Below are 16,799 nucleotides of genomic sequence, written 5' to 3'. Positions count from 1 at the left end.
TTTGCTTCTGCTGTCTTGTTGCCTGTATTCAGCCATGGCGACGGCAGCAACGTCATGGCAGACAATTGATACGCAGCAATTGAAGCAGTCTTTAGCACCTTTTAATAATTTTCCGGTTAAAGGCTCATTTGTTCAAAGCAAAAAACTCAAGTTTTTAACCGTACCGATTCGTTCTTCAGGCAATTTCGCAATCGATAAAGTCAAAAGCGAGTTATTGTGGCACCAGCAGACCCCCGTAGAGCAACAAACGAAAATTAATCAACAAGGCATTTTCCAGCAAAAACAAGGTCAGAATAATTTTGTTAAGGTGGTGGATGACTCTGTCATCAGCCAACTATTGTTAGCGATATTTACCGGTGATATCACAACTGAGGATTGGTTTTTATGGCAGCGTAATCCAGCTGAAGCGGGTTGCATTAAAAGTGATATCTTGTCAGCAGATTTGTCACAGTATGTGCAGTCGATAAAACTGTGCCATCTACAAAATGTGCTGCAAATCACCTTGAGTGAAAATCAAGTTGAAACCCTAATTGAGCTAACAGAGCATAAGGAAGAATAATGACAGGGGCGAGTGGGTTGCAAAAGCTATGGTTATTGACCTTTTTAGTTGCAACTTGTCTATTGGTCACTTTATTGATTCAATCACCGCCTACCATTAACGCCGACTTTAGCCAGATTTTTTATCGGCAATCACATGATCAGCAAACAGAGCAAGTGATAGAGCAAATTCGGCAAGATAATGAGTCATCACATCTTATCTTGCTCGAGGCAAAATCGCTTGAACGTGCGATAGAACAGGCTGAAAAACTAACAGATACTTTAAAACAAAGCACTTTGTTGAAAGATGTAAAAGTGACTTTTGCGCAAACGCCTCAGCTTGAAGATATTGCACAGTTTTATGCGCAATACCCAGGTGCTTTTTTAAGTGAACGCTATCACACTTGGCTGCAACAGCAACAATATCAAGCTGTTATTGAACAACAATTCGCAGCGTTAACTCAAATGGTTAATCCACTGGTTGGTAGCACTTTTACTCAAGACCCGAGTTTAGCATTGGCCGATTTTTTAGCAGAACAACAGGCCAGTGCTGCAGTACAGCAAACTGTGCAAGGGCATTTATATCTAACATTAGAAGACACGACTGCCGTGTTAGTTTATTTTAAACCCGATATGTCGGCGATGAATATTCAGCAGATAGCCGCTGTTGCTGAGCAAATAAACTCAGCTTGCCAAGCGCTGTCAGCCAACTGTTTGAAGGTTGGGCAACTCTTTCATGCGGATTATGCGAGCCAATCGGCTCAGTTTGAGATGATGGCGTTTTCGCTGGCATCAATGTTGGCAATCACCTTGTTGATTTGTTTCGCATACAAAACGGTACGCGCCTACTTAGCCACCTTGTTGGTTATCGCCGTCAGCATATTATTTGGTTTACTGGCACTGGTGATATTTTTTGCCGAAGTGCATATTCTAACTTTAGTATTTGGCTGTACGTTAATTGGTATATCAGCCGACTATGCGTTTCATGCCATGAGTGAGTTGGCTGAATCAAAACAGCAAGGCCAAGCGAACATCAAAGGCATTCATAAACCATTGTTTTTTGGTTTTTTAACCAGTGTGATTGGTTATATTATTTTGTGCTTTTCACCATTTGTTATTTTTCAGCAAGTGGGTATTTTTACCCTTGTTGGCTTATTAGCGGCTTATTTAACCGTAATTTTGATTTTTCCGTTCCGCAGTTGGTTTGTTGGTCAAGTTAGCTGGCAGCAAAAAGCTTGGCTGCATTTTTTATTGTCAGGGCAAAATAGTATTGCGAGTATTAAGGCTTTATACCTGCTGCTGGCTGTTGCTGCATTCGCTGCATATGTTATTTGGGTTGGCGCCGCATTTACGGACGATGTCCGACGTTTTTATCAAGTTTCGCCGGAGCTAGCTGAACAGCAAACTAAAGTTGCACGCTATTTTAATAAAGAATCGAACAAGCAACTGGCTGATTTCCAGTTTTATTTGGTGTCTGCGGATAGTCCACAGCAATTGCTCGACCGAGAAAAACAATTGACAGTTGCACTGCGTAAGTTGGTCTCGTCAAATCAGTTATCCAATTATTCTGCTATGTCAGATTGGATTGTATCGAGCAAAGCTCAGCAATATAATTGGGATTTGTTAAACACCTACCAACAAACTGAGCTATATCAAAGTTATTTACAACAACTTGGTTTATCTTATCAACCTCTGATACAAAATCACAAATGGCTTGATATAGACACTTGGTTGCAGCAGCGTTTTGCGGCTAGTTATCGCAATCACTATAAAGTTGTGGATGGGCAATATTATTCAGTGGTGAAATTATATGGCATTCGCAGCTTAACAGAACTCGATAACTTGGCGGCTTATTCTGACAATGTGTTGTTTGTCGATAGAGCATCGACCATTTCTGCTCAATTGACACAGTTTCGTGGTTATCTACTGAAAATATTGGTAATTGCAGTTGCGATAGCTTGGTTGGTGTTAGTTGTTTGTTTTAACATAAAGCAGGCGACTGTCGTGACTTTAATCCCGATAATTTCTTCGGTAATATCACTGTCTATCAGTCAATTAGTGCAATCTGAACTGACGATATTTAATGTTTTGGCGGTCGTGCTGGTATTGGCATTAAGTTTTGATTACGCAATGTTTTATTTATCAAAAGGGGTTGTGGCTAAAGTTAGTTTTACAACCTTAATATCGGCGTTAAGCTCGATCTTTGTGTTTGCCATTTTAGGATTTAGTTCAACACCTGCAATCGCAAGTTTTGGTTTAACCGTGTTTGTGGGTATATTGTGTTCGTATGCTGTCGCACCACTAGCAGCAATTAATAAGCAGAGGGATATTTATGCAAGATAACAAAATTTATGATGTGGCTATTATTGGCGCAGGTCCTTCAGGCGCGATTGCAGCAAGCATTTTAAAACAGTTAGGTCGAGATGTAATTGTGGTTGAAAAGCAGCACTTTCCTCGCTTTTCGATAGGTGAAAGCTTATTACCACATGCAATGCAGTTTATTGAACAAGCTGGTTTGTTAGATGCGTTGATCAATAATGCATCAGATATGGGCTTTCAGTTTAAAAATGGCGCAGCTTTTTATCGAAGTGGGGAACATTCGGCGTTTGATTTTGAAGACAAGTTTTCTCCAGGTCCAGGGACGACTTTTCAGGTGAAGCGAGCAAATTTCGACAAATTATTAGCAGACGAAACTGCAAAAAAAGGTGTCGCCATTCACTATGGTGTGCAAGTTGAGCAAGTGGCAATAACTGACGAAATGGCGGCATTGACTGTAGTTGATGAGAGTGGTCAAACATCAGAAATTAACGCTAAATTTATTTTAGACGCCAGTGGTTTTGGGCGCGTGTTACCCAAGTTGCTTGATTTAGAACTGCCGAGCGAATTATTTCCACGCCAAGCTGTATTTACCCATATTAAAGATAACATCCCAGCGGATGCCAATTTTGACCGCAATAAAATTTTGGTCACAGTACACCCAGAAATTGAAGATTTGTGGTACTGGTTGATTCCATTTTCGGACGGTACTGCGAGTTTTGGCGTCGTTGCACGCCCTGAATGTTTTGCTGAAGCAGAACTTGAGCAGCAGCTATATGACTTTATTAAACAAGATGATAATTTAGCAAGCTTGTTAGCTGATGCAGAAATTATCCAACCAGCGCGTAAAATTGGTGGCTATTCGTCCAATGTGAAACAAATGTATGGTGATAGATTTGCTTTGTTGGGCAATGCAGGGGAGTTTTTAGATCCTGTATTTTCATCTGGTGTGACTATAGCGATGCGTTCAGCAGCGTTGGCGGCTGAGCTGGTTGATAAACAATTATCCGGTGAAACGGTTGATTGGTCGCAAGATTATCAAGTGGCACTGAAAAAAGGTATCGAAGTATTTAAGCACTTTGTCATGTCTTGGTATGATACAAGTTTGCAAAACATTATCTTTTTCCAATCAGATGGCTCAGATATTAAACCTATGATTTCATCGATATTGGCTGGCTATGCGTGGGACACCAACAATCCATTTGTTGCTGATACAAATCGAGGTTTAAATATTTTGACGCAGTTATGCGAAGCCGACTAAGTCATATTCTCCTTGGCGCTGCAATATGTCTTATGCTGGCTAGTTGCAGCCTGATGCGTCCAGAATCAACAAGTCACGATGTTAGTTATCAGTTGCAACCTGTACCTAAGTCTTGGGTTGGAACATCTTGGCTGAATAAGTTTCGGTTTAATCAACAGCCCGAAATGTTACTGATGTTAGAATTTTCGGCGGATGCAGTTAATTTTGCTGTAATGGACTTGTCTGGTATGGTGGTCGCGCAGGGTCAGCAATTCAATAACGGTCAACTTGTTGTCGAGAAGTCACTGCCGATACCTATAGATGTAAAACGCATACTGACAGATATTCAATGGATGCACTGGCCGAGTCAAAGTGTTGAGCGAGGATTAAATTCAACGATAAAAATGCAGAATAAACTGCAACAAAATGGTAATATGCAGCGCATTTTTAGCCAAAATGGTCTGAATGTTGTTACTATAACTGATAATCATGGCACCATTTTATTGATTCACCACCTTGACGACTATCAGGTTAAGGTACAGCGTTTAAATTAGTCGACTAATGAATAACACTTTATATATAAATGAATTTGGCGTTGTTTGCCCACTCGGTTTAGGTAAAGAGCAAGTTGCTGAAAGTTTGTTTTCTGGGCAAAGAACAGGATTAGTGTCACGCAGTGATTTATTGGTTGATGGCGATGTATACGTTGGTGAAGTGCAAGCAGATTTACCGTCGGTAAGTGGTTTTGCCAAACACTTCCAAACCCGAAATAATCAATTGGCCCTTGCGGCATTTGAACAGATCTCCGCAAAGCTAACGACGCTTCGCAGCCACATTCCAGCTAATAGAATCGGTGTCATTGTCGGGACCAGTACATCAGGTATTGCCGAAGGTGAAAATGCCATGCAGTATCAAAAGCTTCATGGTCAGTTTCCTGAAAATTATCACTATCAACAACAAGAAATGTCGAACTTGGCGGAGTTTATTGCTCAAGTCGCTGATGTGAGCGGGCCATACCTAACCATATCTACAGCGTGTTCTTCTAGTGCAAAATCTTTTGTGACAGCTTCTGAATGGATTGCTGCAGGGATTGTTGATGCTGTTATTGTCGGTGGTGTAGATTCATTATGCCAAATGACTATCAATGGGTTTAGCGCGTTAGAATCAACTTCTGCTGGGGTCTGTCAGCCATTCAGCGCCTCTCGAGACGGCATTAATATTGGCGAAGCTGGCGCACTTGCTATTGTTAGTAAACAACCAGATGGTTTCCAAGTTTGGGGTGGCGAATCTAGCGATGCTCACCACATGTCAGCTCCAGATCCGACAGGCCTTGGTGCGGTTACTTCTATTCGAAATGCATTAGCTGCAGCGAATATTTCGTCAACTCAAATTGACTATGTAAACTTGCATGGAACGGCAACGGTTAAAAATGATTTGATGGAATCTGGCGCGGTTGCTGAAGTATTTGGAACAGACATGCCAGCTAGCTCAACAAAAAGTTTAACCGGACATTGTTTAGGAGCTGCAGGCGCATTAGAAGCGATATTTTGCTGCATAGCTTTATCACAGCAGCAGTTACCGATTCACGTTTGGGATGCAAAACCTGACGACAACATAGCCCAATTGAATTGGGTTGATTCAACAAACTACCAACAAACAGTTAATTACTGTTTATCAAACTCTTTTGCATTTGGCGGCAATAATGTCAGCCTTATTATAGGGAAGCACAATGGCTAAATATGCGATTGAAGAAGTTGTACCGCATGATCATCCAATGATCCTACTCGACTCGATAGAAAGCTATACAGACAACACAGCTGTTTGTCAGGTGAAAATTACCCCAGATGTAAATTTTTACGATACTCAGTTGGCTGGTGTACCTGCGTATGTGGGAGTTGAATATATGGCGCAATCTATTGCTGCTTTTGCCAACGCTAATGAGCGCGATCAGGGTAAAGAGGTGGCATTAGGTTTTTTAGTGAGTAGTCGCAAATACAAAGCGATTCAGCCCAGTTTTAAATTAGATGAATTATTAACCGTGCAGGTTGAACGCCTGTATAAAGAAGATAATGGTTTAAGTGTATTTGATTGCCAAATTTTAGTTGATGAGCAGGTACGCGTAGAAGCAACTATCAACGTGTTTCAACCAGATGAACCAGAAGCTTTTATAAAGGAGCAGACACAATGAGTAATAGAAGAGTATTAGTCACGGGTTCAAGCAAAGGTATTGGTAAAGCAATAGCTTTGCAACTGGCAAAAGATGGTTTTGATATTGTGGTGCACTGTCGTGGCGATCGCGCTAGCGCAGAGCAAACTTGCGCAGAAATTAATGAATTGGGCCAGCAAAGTTATATATTGCAATTTGACGTGGCTGATAGGAATGCAACACGCGAAGTATTAGAACAAGATGTTGAAACAAACGGTGCTTTTTATGGTGTTGTTTGTAATGCTGGTTTGACTCATGATACCGCGTTTCCTGCAATGACAGGTGAACAGTGGGATAGTGTCGTTCACACTAACTTAGATGGCTTTTACAACGTATTACAACCATTAGTTATGCCTATGGTTTCGAAACGTAAAGGTGGTCGAATTGTGACCATTGCATCTGTGTCTGGTGTTATTGGCAACCGTGGTCAGGTTAACTATAGCGCGTCTAAAGCGGGCATAATCGGCGCAACTAAGGCACTTTCTTTAGAACTTGCAAAGCGTAAGATTACCGTTAATTGTGTCGCGCCAGGCTTGATTGATACTGGTATGACAGATGAATTGCCAATAGATGAAATGACAAAAATGATCCCTTTGCGCCGTATGGGACAGGCCGAAGAAGTCGCAGGAGCGGTTTCTTACCTTATGTCAGACATTGCCGCATATGTAACGCGTCAGGTTATTTCAGTTAATGGTGGTATTGCTTAATGAAACGAGTTGTTGTTACAGGTATGTCAGCTATTACCGCACTTGGTGATGATTGGCAGACGTTCCAAGCTAACTTAAAGTTAGGTAAAAATGCCGTTGTGCAAATGCAAGAATGGCAAGACATTAATGGCTTACATACAGCTTTGGCAGCGCCTGTAGCACACTTTAAAAAACCTAAACATTATAGTCGTAAAGCAACTCGCTCTATGGGGCGAGTTTCACTGATGTCTACTCGCACGACTGAACTTGCGCTCGAGCAAGCGCAGTTGCTAGGGGATGAATACATTAAACAAGGACAAGTGGGCATAGCTTATGGTTCATCAATTGGATCGACCCCACCAATTGTCGGATTTGGCGACTTACTCAAAAGCCATGATATGTCAGGAATTACAGCGACAAGCTATATCCAAATGATGAACCATACAACCGCGGTTAATGTAGGGGTCTTTTTTGGATTAAAAGGGCGCATCTATCCCACTAGCTCTGCGTGTACATCGGGCTCTCAAGCGATTGGATATGCCTATGAAGCAATTAAATTCGGTCGGCAAAAAGTTATGGTTGCAGGCGGTGCCGAAGAGCTTTGTTTATCTGAGGTTGCCGTGTTTGACACCTTGTTTGCAACATCTTCGAAAAATGATACGCCTGAATTGACGCCTCGTCCTTTTGATGAAGAAAGGGATGGACTTGTTATTGGTGAAGGTGCTTGTACTTTAATTTTGGAAGAGCTTGAGCATGCGCAAGCAAGAGGTGCCAACATTCTAGCTGAAATTATTGGTTTTGGCAGCAATTCAGACGGTGTACATGTTACTCAGCCTGAAGATGATACTATGGCAATTGCAATGCAGTTGGCGTTGGATGATGCTAATGTCCCAGCAGACAAGATTGGTTATGTCAGCGCACATGGTACCGCGACCGATAAGGGTGACGTTGCAGAATCGAACGCGACAGAAAGGGTTTTGGGTAAAGGTAAGCCGATAAGCTCGTTAAAAGGCTATTTAGGTCATACGCTGGGTGCATGTGGTGCTATCGAAGCTTGGGCGAGCATTGAGATGATGAATGCCAATTGGTTTGCACCGAACATTAATTTAGCCAAAGTTGATAGTCGTTGTGGTGATTTAACCTACATATCTGGACAAGGATTAGAGCTGAATACCGACTATATTATGTCGAATAACTTTGCATTTGGTGGTATTAATACTTCCATTATATTCAAACGCTGGCAAGGTTAAATGAAACTTATCCGCAATCTGATTGGCTTAGTGGCGTTGGTGCCTACTCTGCTGGCGGCTAAAAGTCAGTTGGATATTGGTGTCGGGTTGGGCTACACCCAAATACCACACTATGTTGGTGCCGCGCAGCAACATCAATACCTAGTTCCTTACCCGTACGTGTACTACAAAAGCGATAAAATTGAATTTAATCGTAATGCGTTAAACGCATCTTTGTGGCAGCATGAAAATTGGTTAGTGGATTGGAGTGCATCTGGTAGCCTTGCGTTAGACAGTGACGACAACCAGTTGCGTAAGGGTATGGATGACTTGGCTTGGGTGTTAGAGTTTGGCCCTGCGCTACGCTATTTCTGGCTTGGGGATAAAGAGTCTGATGATAGTTTTAGTGCAATATTTGCCATACGCCATGGCATTGGTTTTGACAAATTGAACCTTGAACATGTCGGTTTCTTATTTGAACCTGGACTGCGTTACCAGTCATTGTATCAGTTGTCTGATTGGCAACTAAAACTCACCGCTTCTTGGCAATTAGTCTACGCTGACCGCAACTATAATAGTTATTATTATTCAGTTCCTGTAGAGCAGGTGACTACCACCCGCCATTTTTATCAAGCCGGCGCTGGGTTAAACAGTCATAGATTGAGTTTGGGGCTGACAGCTAGCCATGGCCATTGGTGGTACGGAGCCTTCTTTCGATATAATGACTTAACAAACGCGTCTGTCAAAAATAGCCCTTTAGTTGCCAAAAAGCGTGACTGGATGCTGGGTATCGCGATCACGCGAATCTTTAATGTTTTTTAATCTGCCTTCTTAATAAAACCATGCCAGTTTTCTTGGCCTTTCTTTTTGTAGAGTCGGCTTACCGACGCTAAAACTTGGCTTTTTCTATCAGCAGAGCCAGCGAGTTTAGCAACATGCAAATCAACACCGTTTAAATCCAATTTCGACTGAATTAGATTAAAAGCTGTATTGCCAGTAATGACACCTCCCCATACAACTAAGCGAGACTTATTCATTACTAGCGCAGTTTTCTGGCTGGTAATATGGACGTTAAATAACTCTATGGTTGAATTTTCAATAAACAACTCATCAGTAAGCACGCCATGTAGTTCTATTCCTGGGCAATTTGCGATGGTGAGCTTTTTAAAATGTGTTTGCGGAATATTTACTGTGGTAGCCTTGTTGCGACAATCAACATGGGTATATTCACTGTCATTAACCAAATCTATGCTGCTAGTTTGGTTTGGAGAACTAGAATTGGTTTGAGCTGTCAAATAGTCTCGTATTGCAGAGTACACCACTTGAGGTTGATCTTTTTGTGGGGAGTGGCCTGCGTTGTCTAAAACGTTAAGTTTACTTTCTGCGATAAAGTGTTGCAGCATATAGGCTGTTTGATATGGCATAACAGCATCTTCACGACCCCAAATTACTAGAGCGGGTGTTGTGAGTTGACGAAGGGTTTCGGTTAAGTCTTCGTGCATGACCGAAATCGCACTGATATAGGTTGTGTTATTTTTTAATAAATGTTCGCGAGACTTTTTAGACAAAATCATGTCGGTAAAGTCTGGCAACGATTGATTTATCTTGTCTATGATGCCAGCAAAAAAGTTTTGGTTCTTTTGACTGATGTATTTGATATCGTCAATTTTCTCCATAGCTACGTACTTACTATATGCATATTTGTGAAGCATACCTGCAGCGTCTATTAAGATAATTTGTTCAGCTAAGTCAGGAGATTTAGCGATCATTTGTATCGTGACATTGCCACCCATCGAATGGCCAATAATTATATTTTTCTCATTTTTTATTGAGCGAATGATAGGGGTCAGGCTTGCAGCGTAATTTGACGGTTTATAATCTGATTTGGCTTGTTCAGATAAACCATAACCAGGAAGATCAATAATAATTAGTCGATAATGTTGGCCCAATAACGGAACCAATGGCTCAAAATCGGCAGACGAGCCGCCAACACCATGGACCATCACAATAGAAGGTCTATTGATTAGATGGTCATTTAAGGTGTAATAACGCATCTCACCATCAAATATCGAAGCATGAATGCTGTGACTTTTTAAGCGATAATTTTTATACCAATATGGATCGACTGTTGATTCATTTGCGCTAATGGTTAGCGGTAAGCATAAAATAAAGGTAGTAACGAATAAACTAATAAGCTTTGGCATAGAGAAAAACCAAGAGCTAACCTAGCTGGCTAGCTCTTATTTTTGGAAAGTTAAAGAATTAAAGGCGAACTTTTGTCACTATACCTTTATCATTAAATTCAATTGCTTGGCGTTTAAATTTATTTAACCAATACATCCAAGTGTTAGCATCTAGATTAGGGTTAGCATGAATTGGCGGGCGGCCCATGGCGAATAAAATGCCTTGTTTGCTCATACCTACTTTTGGTATACCTGATTTTATGCCTTCTTGGTCGATTGCACTTAATTTTGAAACTGCAGCTTTATCACAGCTTTCACCAAAAAACTCATTAAAGTTTTCAGCCAATGACTCACCTGCTTTGCGAGTATGCTTTTCCCATAGGTAAGAATAAGTTTGACCATAATAGGTAAACTCAATTTCTTTATCGTCGATGTCCTTTATAACTACTTCAGAACACATAGGGATTAAGCCAGGCTGTTGATAGTTGAGTGAATAAAGTCTTGCGCGACTAGTGTCTGGATGTAAGTTTACTTTTGCAACCATAGTAGCACCCACGTGAAAACTGCCCGGTGTCGCATTTGTTACAATCGATGCACTTTCTGAAGAGCCGTCAGACGCGCAACCAGCTAATAAAGCGCCAGCTGCTAATGCTATGGTGGTTAGCCCTGCTTTTAATGCTTGTTTCATTTCCATCTCCTTAAGGGGTTAAGTTCAATAACTTGCGTTGTAGCGCACGTTCTGCTTTAGCGCATTGTTTGACTGAGTCGCTGATATCCGCCAGTTCAACTGATTGTCTATTTTTACAGAAAAATACAGCTTTCATGGCAAAATCGCGCCACAAATCACCGACTTCAGTTGCGAGCTTGGCTGCCTCTTCCAATTGTTTGTTATTAGTTAAACTTGCAGCTTCGTCTAAATAGCTTGCAAACATAAATCGGAATCCTGCACCGCCTGTGCCAATCTCTTCTTGCATTCTAACAATATGTGCTAAGTAAAGTCGTGCATATTTGTTCGGTTTTTGATCTAGGTTTGCAATTTGTTTGGCTAAATAATCAATTCCTTTTGCTCCGAAAAATGGGATACCAGGGATTGGGATACCATTCATCATTTTGCCGGTTTTACGCAAACTTTGAAAAATAGCTGGTTTTAAGTCAACTGCTTGAGGTTGTTTATCTAAATAGTACATAGTGCCTTTTGGCGCTAACGCACCTTTAGCAAAACGTGCTTTTTGTAAATCTTCGGCACGGCAGGTTACGACCTCTTCGAATACAGGATCACTTATTAGATAGTCACCTTGATCATTTTTGCCGTATACCAATAAGTTGTGTGCATTAAAGTGAAAGCGCATATCTTCAGGAAAATAGGGCAAGTAATAAACCGAGGTTTGTAAACCAACTAATTTGCCTTGTGCGAGTGCGTCATCAAGTGCTTGCATACCAGCTTGAGCAGAAGAAAACTTTTGAGTTATTAACTTTATTCCAAGCTTTTTTGCCACGGTTTTAATAATGGTTTTTGGTGGCATTCGGTAAGCAATTAACGGCATGCCTCCTATTTTTACAAATGGTATATACGCAAAAGTTAGTGCTGAAGCCAAGCCAAAAGCCATTGGTTCCGATAGGCTAAAACCTGCATTTGAAAGCATATTAGAAACCACGCCACTTTCGCAGTGAGATGATTGTTTGTGGTTAAATTGATTGATTATTTGGCTCATGGTTGGCTTGGTAAGGATTTTAATTTTTCTAAAGATATATTGATTATATCAGCGTAAGTTTGCAGTTTTTGATCGGATAGCTTGGCAAAAATTTTAGGTTTTAGATGTCTCTTTATTTGCCATTCAAATTTGCCGGTTGCTTGAGCGAGCGAGGTTATGTCTAGCCTAGCCTTTAACATATGATAAGCAAGAGGGGATACCAAGCCAGCCTTGGCGTCTTGGTATGCATCTAGTGTTTGTTGGTTAAGATCATCAACGGCAAGTTTAGTTGCGAAACTTTCGACGTCCCAACCACTCGATTGAACCTTATGGTAGTGGCCTTTTTCGTCCACAGCATATAGTAGTTTTTTATGACCACTATAGGTCGGGCTGTCGTCTTGTGGGACTTCATCAAGTTTCATAGTTACACCACTGTTAGTTGAATAAAACAGCTAGAGAAACGACCACTTTCTGGTACATAACATAACAGCCTTTGGCCTTTGCTCAGTTGATTATTGTTAAATAGCTCTTCTAACATAATAAAGATAGAAGCAGAGCCAGTGTTGCCTTTTTCTGGTAAGTTGGTAAACCACTTTTCAAAAGGTATTTCAAAGTCAATGTTGATTAAACCTTGGTGTAATCTTTCTCGGAAATATCCTGATGAATAATGTGGTACAAATACATCGTAGTCAGACGCAACCAGTTTACGTTTTGCAATAATTCGCGATAGTGCATCTTCAACTGTCGTCTTGACAATATTGTCGTTAAGTAGTCGGACATCTTGTTTAACCGCCAAAATAGATTGTTCCGCACGTTCATTCTGGTTATAGCGTGTCCAACTCTTTAATTCACCATCGATTTTCTCAGCCCCCGCGTACATGCAGGCTTCATGCTGATTGGCGAAAGATAGAATGTCTATCCAGTCAATGCGCAGAGAAATGTCTTGCTCGTTTGGTTGATTCGATAAATATGCAGCTCCGGCACCGTCAGACAACATCCAGCGTAAAAAGTCTTTTTCAAAGGCAACTTCGGGGTTTTCCTCTAACGACTGAAGTTTGTGTTCTGATTCAGCTTCAAAGTTGCGCGCATGCATGACATTCGAAGCCAGTTCACTTGCAACAACAGCGCTGTTTTGGCTTTCACCAGATTTAACATTTAGGTAAGCGTATTTCAGCGCAGATGCTCCACATAGGCAGATGCCTGCTGTTGAAATAACTTCACAGGGTGGGTTATTCAACTCACCATGGACCATAACACCATGGTTTGGCATTATTTGGTCTGGCATTGATGAGCTGGCGACCAAACATTCTAATTGCTCAAGCTCCGATTGCTCTACAAAGAGCTTACGTACAGCTTCTGCTGCTAATTTTGCGTTGGTGTAATTGTATTCGCCTGTTGTAGGATCAATACCATAATAGCGAGTTTTAATGCCATTGCTGCGTAAAATTACAGAACGGGCGCGCGACTTTCGTCCACCAACTTGACCTAAAACATCTTCCATTTGTTTGTTTGAAATTGGTTCGTTGGGCAAAGCACTAGCCAACTTGTTGATATAAACTTCATTACCCATTGGGTTATTATTCTCCTGAAGGTTGCGCATAGTAGCTTTTCTGTTTGGCTACTTTTTTCGCCGTAAGTGGCGTGATCAATTTTTTTATCAGTGCGGTTATGGGCACAACGGTCAAAATGAGTGTAAGTAGAAAAATTACGTAAATTGTTAAACCTACTACCCGACGTTTACTATGTTGTGGGCCTAATTTTCTTAGCAACCTCGACCAGATTGAAAAGCTATGGTTTCCCACTCGTTCGCTGGCTATCAGTTTTTCATTGATTTTAACTGCAGACAAGCCTTTTAGCATGGGAGAATCAATTTTGCTTGAGTCGGCTAAAAGTCGCTGGGTGATAGCATCACCAAATCGAGTAGCATTTTTAATATCTTGTTCACTCACCCCTGCTTTTGGAACCCAAGAATAGGGCTTTTTACGACCTGTGAACATCCACAAAGGTGTTGCGAGAAAACTAAAGGCCGAGCCACAATCGTCAATCAAAGCAATATTGTCTACTAAATTTGCATTCGCTTGTTCAAGTAATTTTTTTACTTTTTCTTGCGCCATTAGCCACATTCCTCGACACCCAATTAATGTGACGACCGGGGTGTTGCTTAATAGCGCTTTGCCTTGTTCACTTTGTAAGAACGATGCAATAGGCAGAGAGGGTGACAAAAACCAAACTTGATATGAAAGTATAACTAAGTCGTAGTCTTGGTATTTGGTTGTGACGGGTTTTAACGCAATTGGTTGCATTGCAACTGTTTCAGGAAAAATGCGGAAAAATTTAACGAACGGCCACGGGAAAGGAAATGGTTGTGCTGGTTCTATGTGCACTATATCCAGTTCAATTTCACCCTGTTCTCTCATTGGTTGGAGTACAGAGTCTAAAATGTCGGTTAATTGTCCCGTTTGTGAATAAGTCAGAGCAAGTACTCTGCGCATAATTTATTTCCTGATTTGTTTTGCGCAATTCGAATGTTTATTATACCTACTGCACTTTTAATGTGAATATGGAAATGACCCGTGATTAGGTTGAATATAGCTTTTTTAGTACGTTTTTTGTTCTGCTTGTTGGCTTTTTCGTCGGTTAAAAGCTTGGCTGATAGCAAGTTGCCGCTTGGCTTTAACATAACGATTACTGATGATTTTAAATATGAAAAAAACTTTGTGATTCATACGCAAATTTATCAGTTGCCAGAGCAAACCACAGAAGTGAACTGGGCGGATATATTGGAGGTCACGAGTCATCACCAGCCATATAAAAGTGACTCTAACTTAGTTGAACTTAAGCTACCCGCAAACCAGTACTGCGCTCGCTTTTTTATCGACACCAATGATAATCAAAAACTGGATGTATCGTCCATTGGGTTGCCCGTTGAACCGGTCGGATTTGCCAACAATCCAATTTTGACTTTTGGTGAACCCGCACCCTCTGAAGCTTGTTTTGCATTGGATTCAGCCTTGCAACTGGATATACGGTTAAGAGCTAAAAAGAGCAAGCGGCGTTTTAAACCTTAGGTCTGTAGTACTGAAAGTTCAACAGACCCTAGGCTACATAGTCAACTAGGCTTGCTTTGCAACGTCTTTGGTTTGAATCTTCATGCCAATTAAGTAATAACAGGGTTTGGTGTTGATTTGCCATCAGCTCAGTTTCTGCGAGCTGCAATAACTTAGCTTCACTATTGTCACTAGAACCTATAAACAAATTTAAACCAGTCACATTAAATTCTTTTGCGATATAATAATTCGCAGCATTACCAACGGTGGCGACAAAGTCTAAAGGACGAATGGGGTTTGCTGCATCTATATCCAATAATAGTGACTGCAATAGCTCAACTGAGAAGTATTCAGCGCATCCAATTAGCCCAGTGATAGGGCGTTGAGCATTTAAGTGTAATTTCGTCGCAGCAGCCAAACCTGCTAGGGTAAAATTGTCTAACCTGCGCCCGTTTATGCCAAATGCTTGTTTGAGCTCTGCGCGAAGTATTTTATTGGTGATGTCTCTTGCGTGAGTGAATTCGCTTTGAGCGATAATATTGATTGGCATAGCAGTTGACTCAGTTCTCTGTTGTGACAATTTCTGTGACCATAGCTGCATTATTGCCACCAAAACCACAGTGATTTAGGAGAATAAACCGACTGTCAGTTAATTGTTGGTCGTCAGTTAGCATTGGAACAATACTATTGTCTGAGTTGGTTAAATGACTCGGTAATTTTATTTTTTGTTTGAGTAACCAATGCATAATTGCTAATTCTAATGCACCACAAGCACCGAGTGTATGCCCTGTAAAAGGTTTAAGTGCCCATACACTTGGTATAGTTGAAAAACAATTTTCGAGCGCAGCAGACTCCGCCAAATCATTATTTTCGGTAGCAGTACCATGAGCTTTTATTAAATCTATTTGCTCAGGTTGTATGTGGGCTTGCTGCAGTGCTTGTTCAATGATTTGTTGAATATGCTTGCCTTGTTCATCAGTCATGGTCAAACTATATAAGTCACAACCTGATGCACCTCGATGCAGCTTTATATATGGTGTGTCGAGTGATGTTTGCTGACTAATCAGTAGGGCGGCGACTCCTTCTCCTAAGATTAATCCGTCTCGGTTGTTCAGAAATGATTTTACCGCTTGTTGACTGATTAAATCTAATGAATCGAATCCATCTAAAGTCAATTGGTTAAAAAACTCACAGCCAACGACAATTACGTGCTCAAATTTATTTGAAGATATGAGTTTTTCCGCGGTAATAATTGCGTTAAAACTTGCCGTACAAGCTGTGTTGAAAACTAAATGAAAGTCATTTAGTTGGCAATTTTGCTGAACTTGTTTGCTTAGATAATCTATCGTATTTAACCAAATTGTTTGTTCGGTTTTTCGAGGAACCGCACCAATATCTAGTGAGGTAGAACCGAGTAAAAGAGCCGTTTTTTTTCTTTGTTCTAGAGTTAACTGACTGGCGGTAATGACATATTCAACCGCAGTGCAAACTTGTTCAATAATCTCGTCTAATTCTGATGACTTTGGCCGGCCATGCATAAAAAAGTACTGGCATGCCTGACCAGTAGAAGTTGAACTTGCTGAATGGCCTTGTGTGTCAAAATCAAAATGTTGGTTTTGCCCACATGCAGCATGAAAGTACGCGTTTTGAATATAAGCTGGCAT

18 protein-coding genes are annotated in these 16,799 nt (G+C 41.0%); 10 read left to right on the top strand and 8 right to left on the bottom strand.

The features are described from left to right. Window positions 1-34 precede the first annotated feature (34 nt). The 9 genes from DS2_RS19750 to DS2_RS07245 are packed head-to-tail and all read left to right on the top strand — an operon-like array spanning window position 35 to window position 9,036. Complete coding sequence (locus DS2_RS19750) at window positions 35-559, top strand: hypothetical protein (protein WP_051479706.1); 525 nt, start codon at window positions 35-37, stop codon at window positions 557-559. Next, window positions 559-2,880 (top strand): MMPL family transporter, encoded by a 2,322-nt coding sequence (locus DS2_RS07280; protein WP_035014035.1) that lies wholly within the window; start codon window positions 559-561, stop codon window positions 2,878-2,880. The genes DS2_RS19750 and DS2_RS07280 overlap by 1 nt, the downstream gene beginning before the upstream one ends. After that, window positions 2,870-4,114, top strand: coding sequence for an NAD(P)/FAD-dependent oxidoreductase (locus DS2_RS07275; protein WP_035014034.1), 1,245 nt, complete (start codon window positions 2,870-2,872; stop codon window positions 4,112-4,114). The genes DS2_RS07280 and DS2_RS07275 overlap by 11 nt, the downstream gene beginning before the upstream one ends. A 53-nt stretch (window positions 4,115-4,167) precedes the next feature. After that, entirely contained in the window at window positions 4,168-4,647 is a 480-nt protein-coding gene (locus tag DS2_RS07270) for a DUF3261 domain-containing protein (RefSeq protein ID WP_160168545.1), read from the top strand. Between the two features lie 7 nt (window positions 4,648-4,654). Beyond that, the gene (locus DS2_RS07265; RefSeq protein WP_035014032.1) at window positions 4,655-5,830 is read left to right on the top strand and encodes a beta-ketoacyl-[acyl-carrier-protein] synthase family protein; all 1,176 of its coding nucleotides are present in this window, start codon (window positions 4,655-4,657) and stop codon (window positions 5,828-5,830) included. After that, window positions 5,823-6,281 (top strand): hotdog family protein, encoded by a 459-nt coding sequence (locus tag DS2_RS07260; protein WP_035014031.1) that lies wholly within the window; start codon window positions 5,823-5,825, stop codon window positions 6,279-6,281. Before DS2_RS07265 ends, DS2_RS07260 begins: the two co-directional genes overlap by 8 nt. Then, complete coding sequence (gene fabG, locus DS2_RS07255; RefSeq protein WP_035014029.1) at window positions 6,278-7,006, top strand: 3-oxoacyl-ACP reductase FabG; 729 nt, start codon at window positions 6,278-6,280, stop codon at window positions 7,004-7,006. The genes DS2_RS07260 and fabG overlap by 4 nt, the downstream gene beginning before the upstream one ends. After that, window positions 7,006-8,235 (top strand): beta-ketoacyl-ACP synthase, encoded by a 1,230-nt coding sequence (locus DS2_RS07250; protein WP_035014028.1) that lies wholly within the window; start codon window positions 7,006-7,008, stop codon window positions 8,233-8,235. Before fabG ends, DS2_RS07250 begins: the two co-directional genes overlap by 1 nt. After that, window positions 8,236-9,036, top strand: coding sequence for a MipA/OmpV family protein (locus tag DS2_RS07245; protein WP_035014027.1), 801 nt, complete (start codon window positions 8,236-8,238; stop codon window positions 9,034-9,036). It begins immediately after the preceding gene. On the opposite strand, the gene DS2_RS07240 is transcribed toward DS2_RS07245, so the two are convergent. From DS2_RS07240 to DS2_RS07215, 6 genes are read right to left on the bottom strand one after another with little or no spacing between them, the layout of a single operon-like run. After that, on the bottom strand, window positions 9,033-10,418 hold the full coding sequence (locus tag DS2_RS07240) for an alpha/beta fold hydrolase (protein ID WP_035014026.1): 1,386 nt from the start codon (window positions 10,416-10,418) through the stop codon (window positions 9,033-9,035). The two genes, DS2_RS07245 and DS2_RS07240, sit on opposite strands and share 4 nt — an antisense overlap. A gap of 58 nt (window positions 10,419-10,476) precedes the next feature. After that, entirely contained in the window at window positions 10,477-11,085 is a 609-nt protein-coding gene (gene bamE / locus DS2_RS07235) for an outer membrane protein assembly factor BamE domain-containing protein (RefSeq protein ID WP_035014025.1), read from the bottom strand. A 10-nt stretch (window positions 11,086-11,095) separates the two neighbouring features. Further along, entirely contained in the window at window positions 11,096-12,109 is a 1,014-nt protein-coding gene (locus DS2_RS07230; RefSeq protein WP_035014024.1) for a BtrH N-terminal domain-containing protein, read from the bottom strand. Further along, window positions 12,106-12,510: a hypothetical protein gene (locus tag DS2_RS07225; protein WP_035014023.1), complete on the bottom strand. Its 405-nt coding sequence runs from the start codon at window positions 12,508-12,510 to the stop codon at window positions 12,106-12,108. The genes DS2_RS07230 and DS2_RS07225 overlap by 4 nt, the downstream gene beginning before the upstream one ends. Window positions 12,511-12,512: 2 nt before the next feature. Beyond that, the gene (locus DS2_RS07220) at window positions 12,513-13,688 is read right to left on the bottom strand and encodes a beta-ketoacyl-ACP synthase III (protein WP_326979543.1); all 1,176 of its coding nucleotides are present in this window, start codon (window positions 13,686-13,688) and stop codon (window positions 12,513-12,515) included. Then, the gene (locus DS2_RS07215) at window positions 13,666-14,580 is read right to left on the bottom strand and encodes a hypothetical protein (RefSeq protein ID WP_035014021.1); all 915 of its coding nucleotides are present in this window, start codon (window positions 14,578-14,580) and stop codon (window positions 13,666-13,668) included. Before DS2_RS07215 ends, DS2_RS07220 begins: the two co-directional genes overlap by 23 nt. Before the next feature lie 153 nt (window positions 14,581-14,733). Between DS2_RS07215 and DS2_RS19745 the strand changes: the two genes are divergently transcribed. After that, a complete protein-coding gene (locus DS2_RS19745; RefSeq protein WP_160168544.1) occupies window positions 14,734-15,156 on the top strand; it encodes a DUF2141 domain-containing protein in 423 nt (140 codons plus the stop codon). A gap of 28 nt (window positions 15,157-15,184) precedes the next feature. On the opposite strand, the gene DS2_RS07205 is transcribed toward DS2_RS19745, so the two are convergent. Together DS2_RS07205 and DS2_RS07200 are read right to left on the bottom strand one after the other, a co-directional pair. Then, entirely contained in the window at window positions 15,185-15,736 is a 552-nt protein-coding gene (locus DS2_RS07205; RefSeq protein WP_035014020.1) for a hypothetical protein, read from the bottom strand. Beyond that, entirely contained in the window at window positions 15,696-16,799 is a 1,104-nt protein-coding gene (locus tag DS2_RS07200; RefSeq protein ID WP_035014019.1) for a beta-ketoacyl synthase N-terminal-like domain-containing protein, read from the bottom strand. The genes DS2_RS07205 and DS2_RS07200 overlap by 41 nt, the downstream gene beginning before the upstream one ends.

Source organism: Catenovulum agarivorans DS-2 (assembly GCF_000568405.1).
GTDB classification, from domain to species: Bacteria; Pseudomonadota; Gammaproteobacteria; order Enterobacterales; family Alteromonadaceae; genus Catenovulum; species Catenovulum agarivorans_A.
This window is presented reverse-complemented; position numbering and strand designations above follow the sequence as displayed.

Excerpts from the sequence above, each read along its gene's own strand:
- DS2_RS07200 (WP_035014019.1), bottom strand. The coding sequence starts at position 16,799 with ATGCCAGCTTATATTCAAAACGCGTACTTTCATGCTGCATGTGGGCAA.
- fabG (WP_035014029.1), top strand. The coding sequence starts at position 6,278 with ATGAGTAATAGAAGAGTATTAGTCACGGGTTCAAGCAAAGGTATTGGT.
- DS2_RS19750 (WP_051479706.1), top strand. The coding sequence starts at position 35 with ATGGCGACGGCAGCAACGTCATGGCAGACAATTGATACGCAGCAATTG.
- DS2_RS07240 (WP_035014026.1), bottom strand. The coding sequence starts at position 10,418 with ATGCCAAAGCTTATTAGTTTATTCGTTACTACCTTTATTTTATGCTTA.
- DS2_RS07215 (WP_035014021.1), bottom strand. The coding sequence starts at position 14,580 with ATGCGCAGAGTACTTGCTCTGACTTATTCACAAACGGGACAATTAACC.
- DS2_RS07275 (WP_035014034.1), top strand. The coding sequence starts at position 2,870 with ATGCAAGATAACAAAATTTATGATGTGGCTATTATTGGCGCAGGTCCT.
- DS2_RS07230 (WP_035014024.1), bottom strand. The coding sequence starts at position 12,109 with ATGAGCCAAATAATCAATCAATTTAACCACAAACAATCATCTCACTGC.
- DS2_RS07225 (WP_035014023.1), bottom strand. The coding sequence starts at position 12,510 with ATGAAACTTGATGAAGTCCCACAAGACGACAGCCCGACCTATAGTGGT.
- bamE (WP_035014025.1), bottom strand. The coding sequence starts at position 11,085 with ATGAAACAAGCATTAAAAGCAGGGCTAACCACCATAGCATTAGCAGCT.
- DS2_RS07220 (WP_326979543.1), bottom strand. The coding sequence starts at position 13,688 with ATGCGCAACCTTCAGGAGAATAATAACCCAATGGGTAATGAAGTTTAT.
- DS2_RS07270 (WP_160168545.1), top strand. The coding sequence starts at position 4,168 with ATGCGTCCAGAATCAACAAGTCACGATGTTAGTTATCAGTTGCAACCT.
- DS2_RS07265 (WP_035014032.1), top strand. The coding sequence starts at position 4,655 with ATGAATAACACTTTATATATAAATGAATTTGGCGTTGTTTGCCCACTC.
- DS2_RS07250 (WP_035014028.1), top strand. The coding sequence starts at position 7,006 with ATGAAACGAGTTGTTGTTACAGGTATGTCAGCTATTACCGCACTTGGT.
- DS2_RS07260 (WP_035014031.1), top strand. The coding sequence starts at position 5,823 with ATGGCTAAATATGCGATTGAAGAAGTTGTACCGCATGATCATCCAATG.
- DS2_RS07280 (WP_035014035.1), top strand. The coding sequence starts at position 559 with ATGACAGGGGCGAGTGGGTTGCAAAAGCTATGGTTATTGACCTTTTTA.
- DS2_RS07205 (WP_035014020.1), bottom strand. The coding sequence starts at position 15,736 with ATGCAGCTATGGTCACAGAAATTGTCACAACAGAGAACTGAGTCAACT.
- DS2_RS07245 (WP_035014027.1), top strand. The coding sequence starts at position 8,236 with ATGAAACTTATCCGCAATCTGATTGGCTTAGTGGCGTTGGTGCCTACT.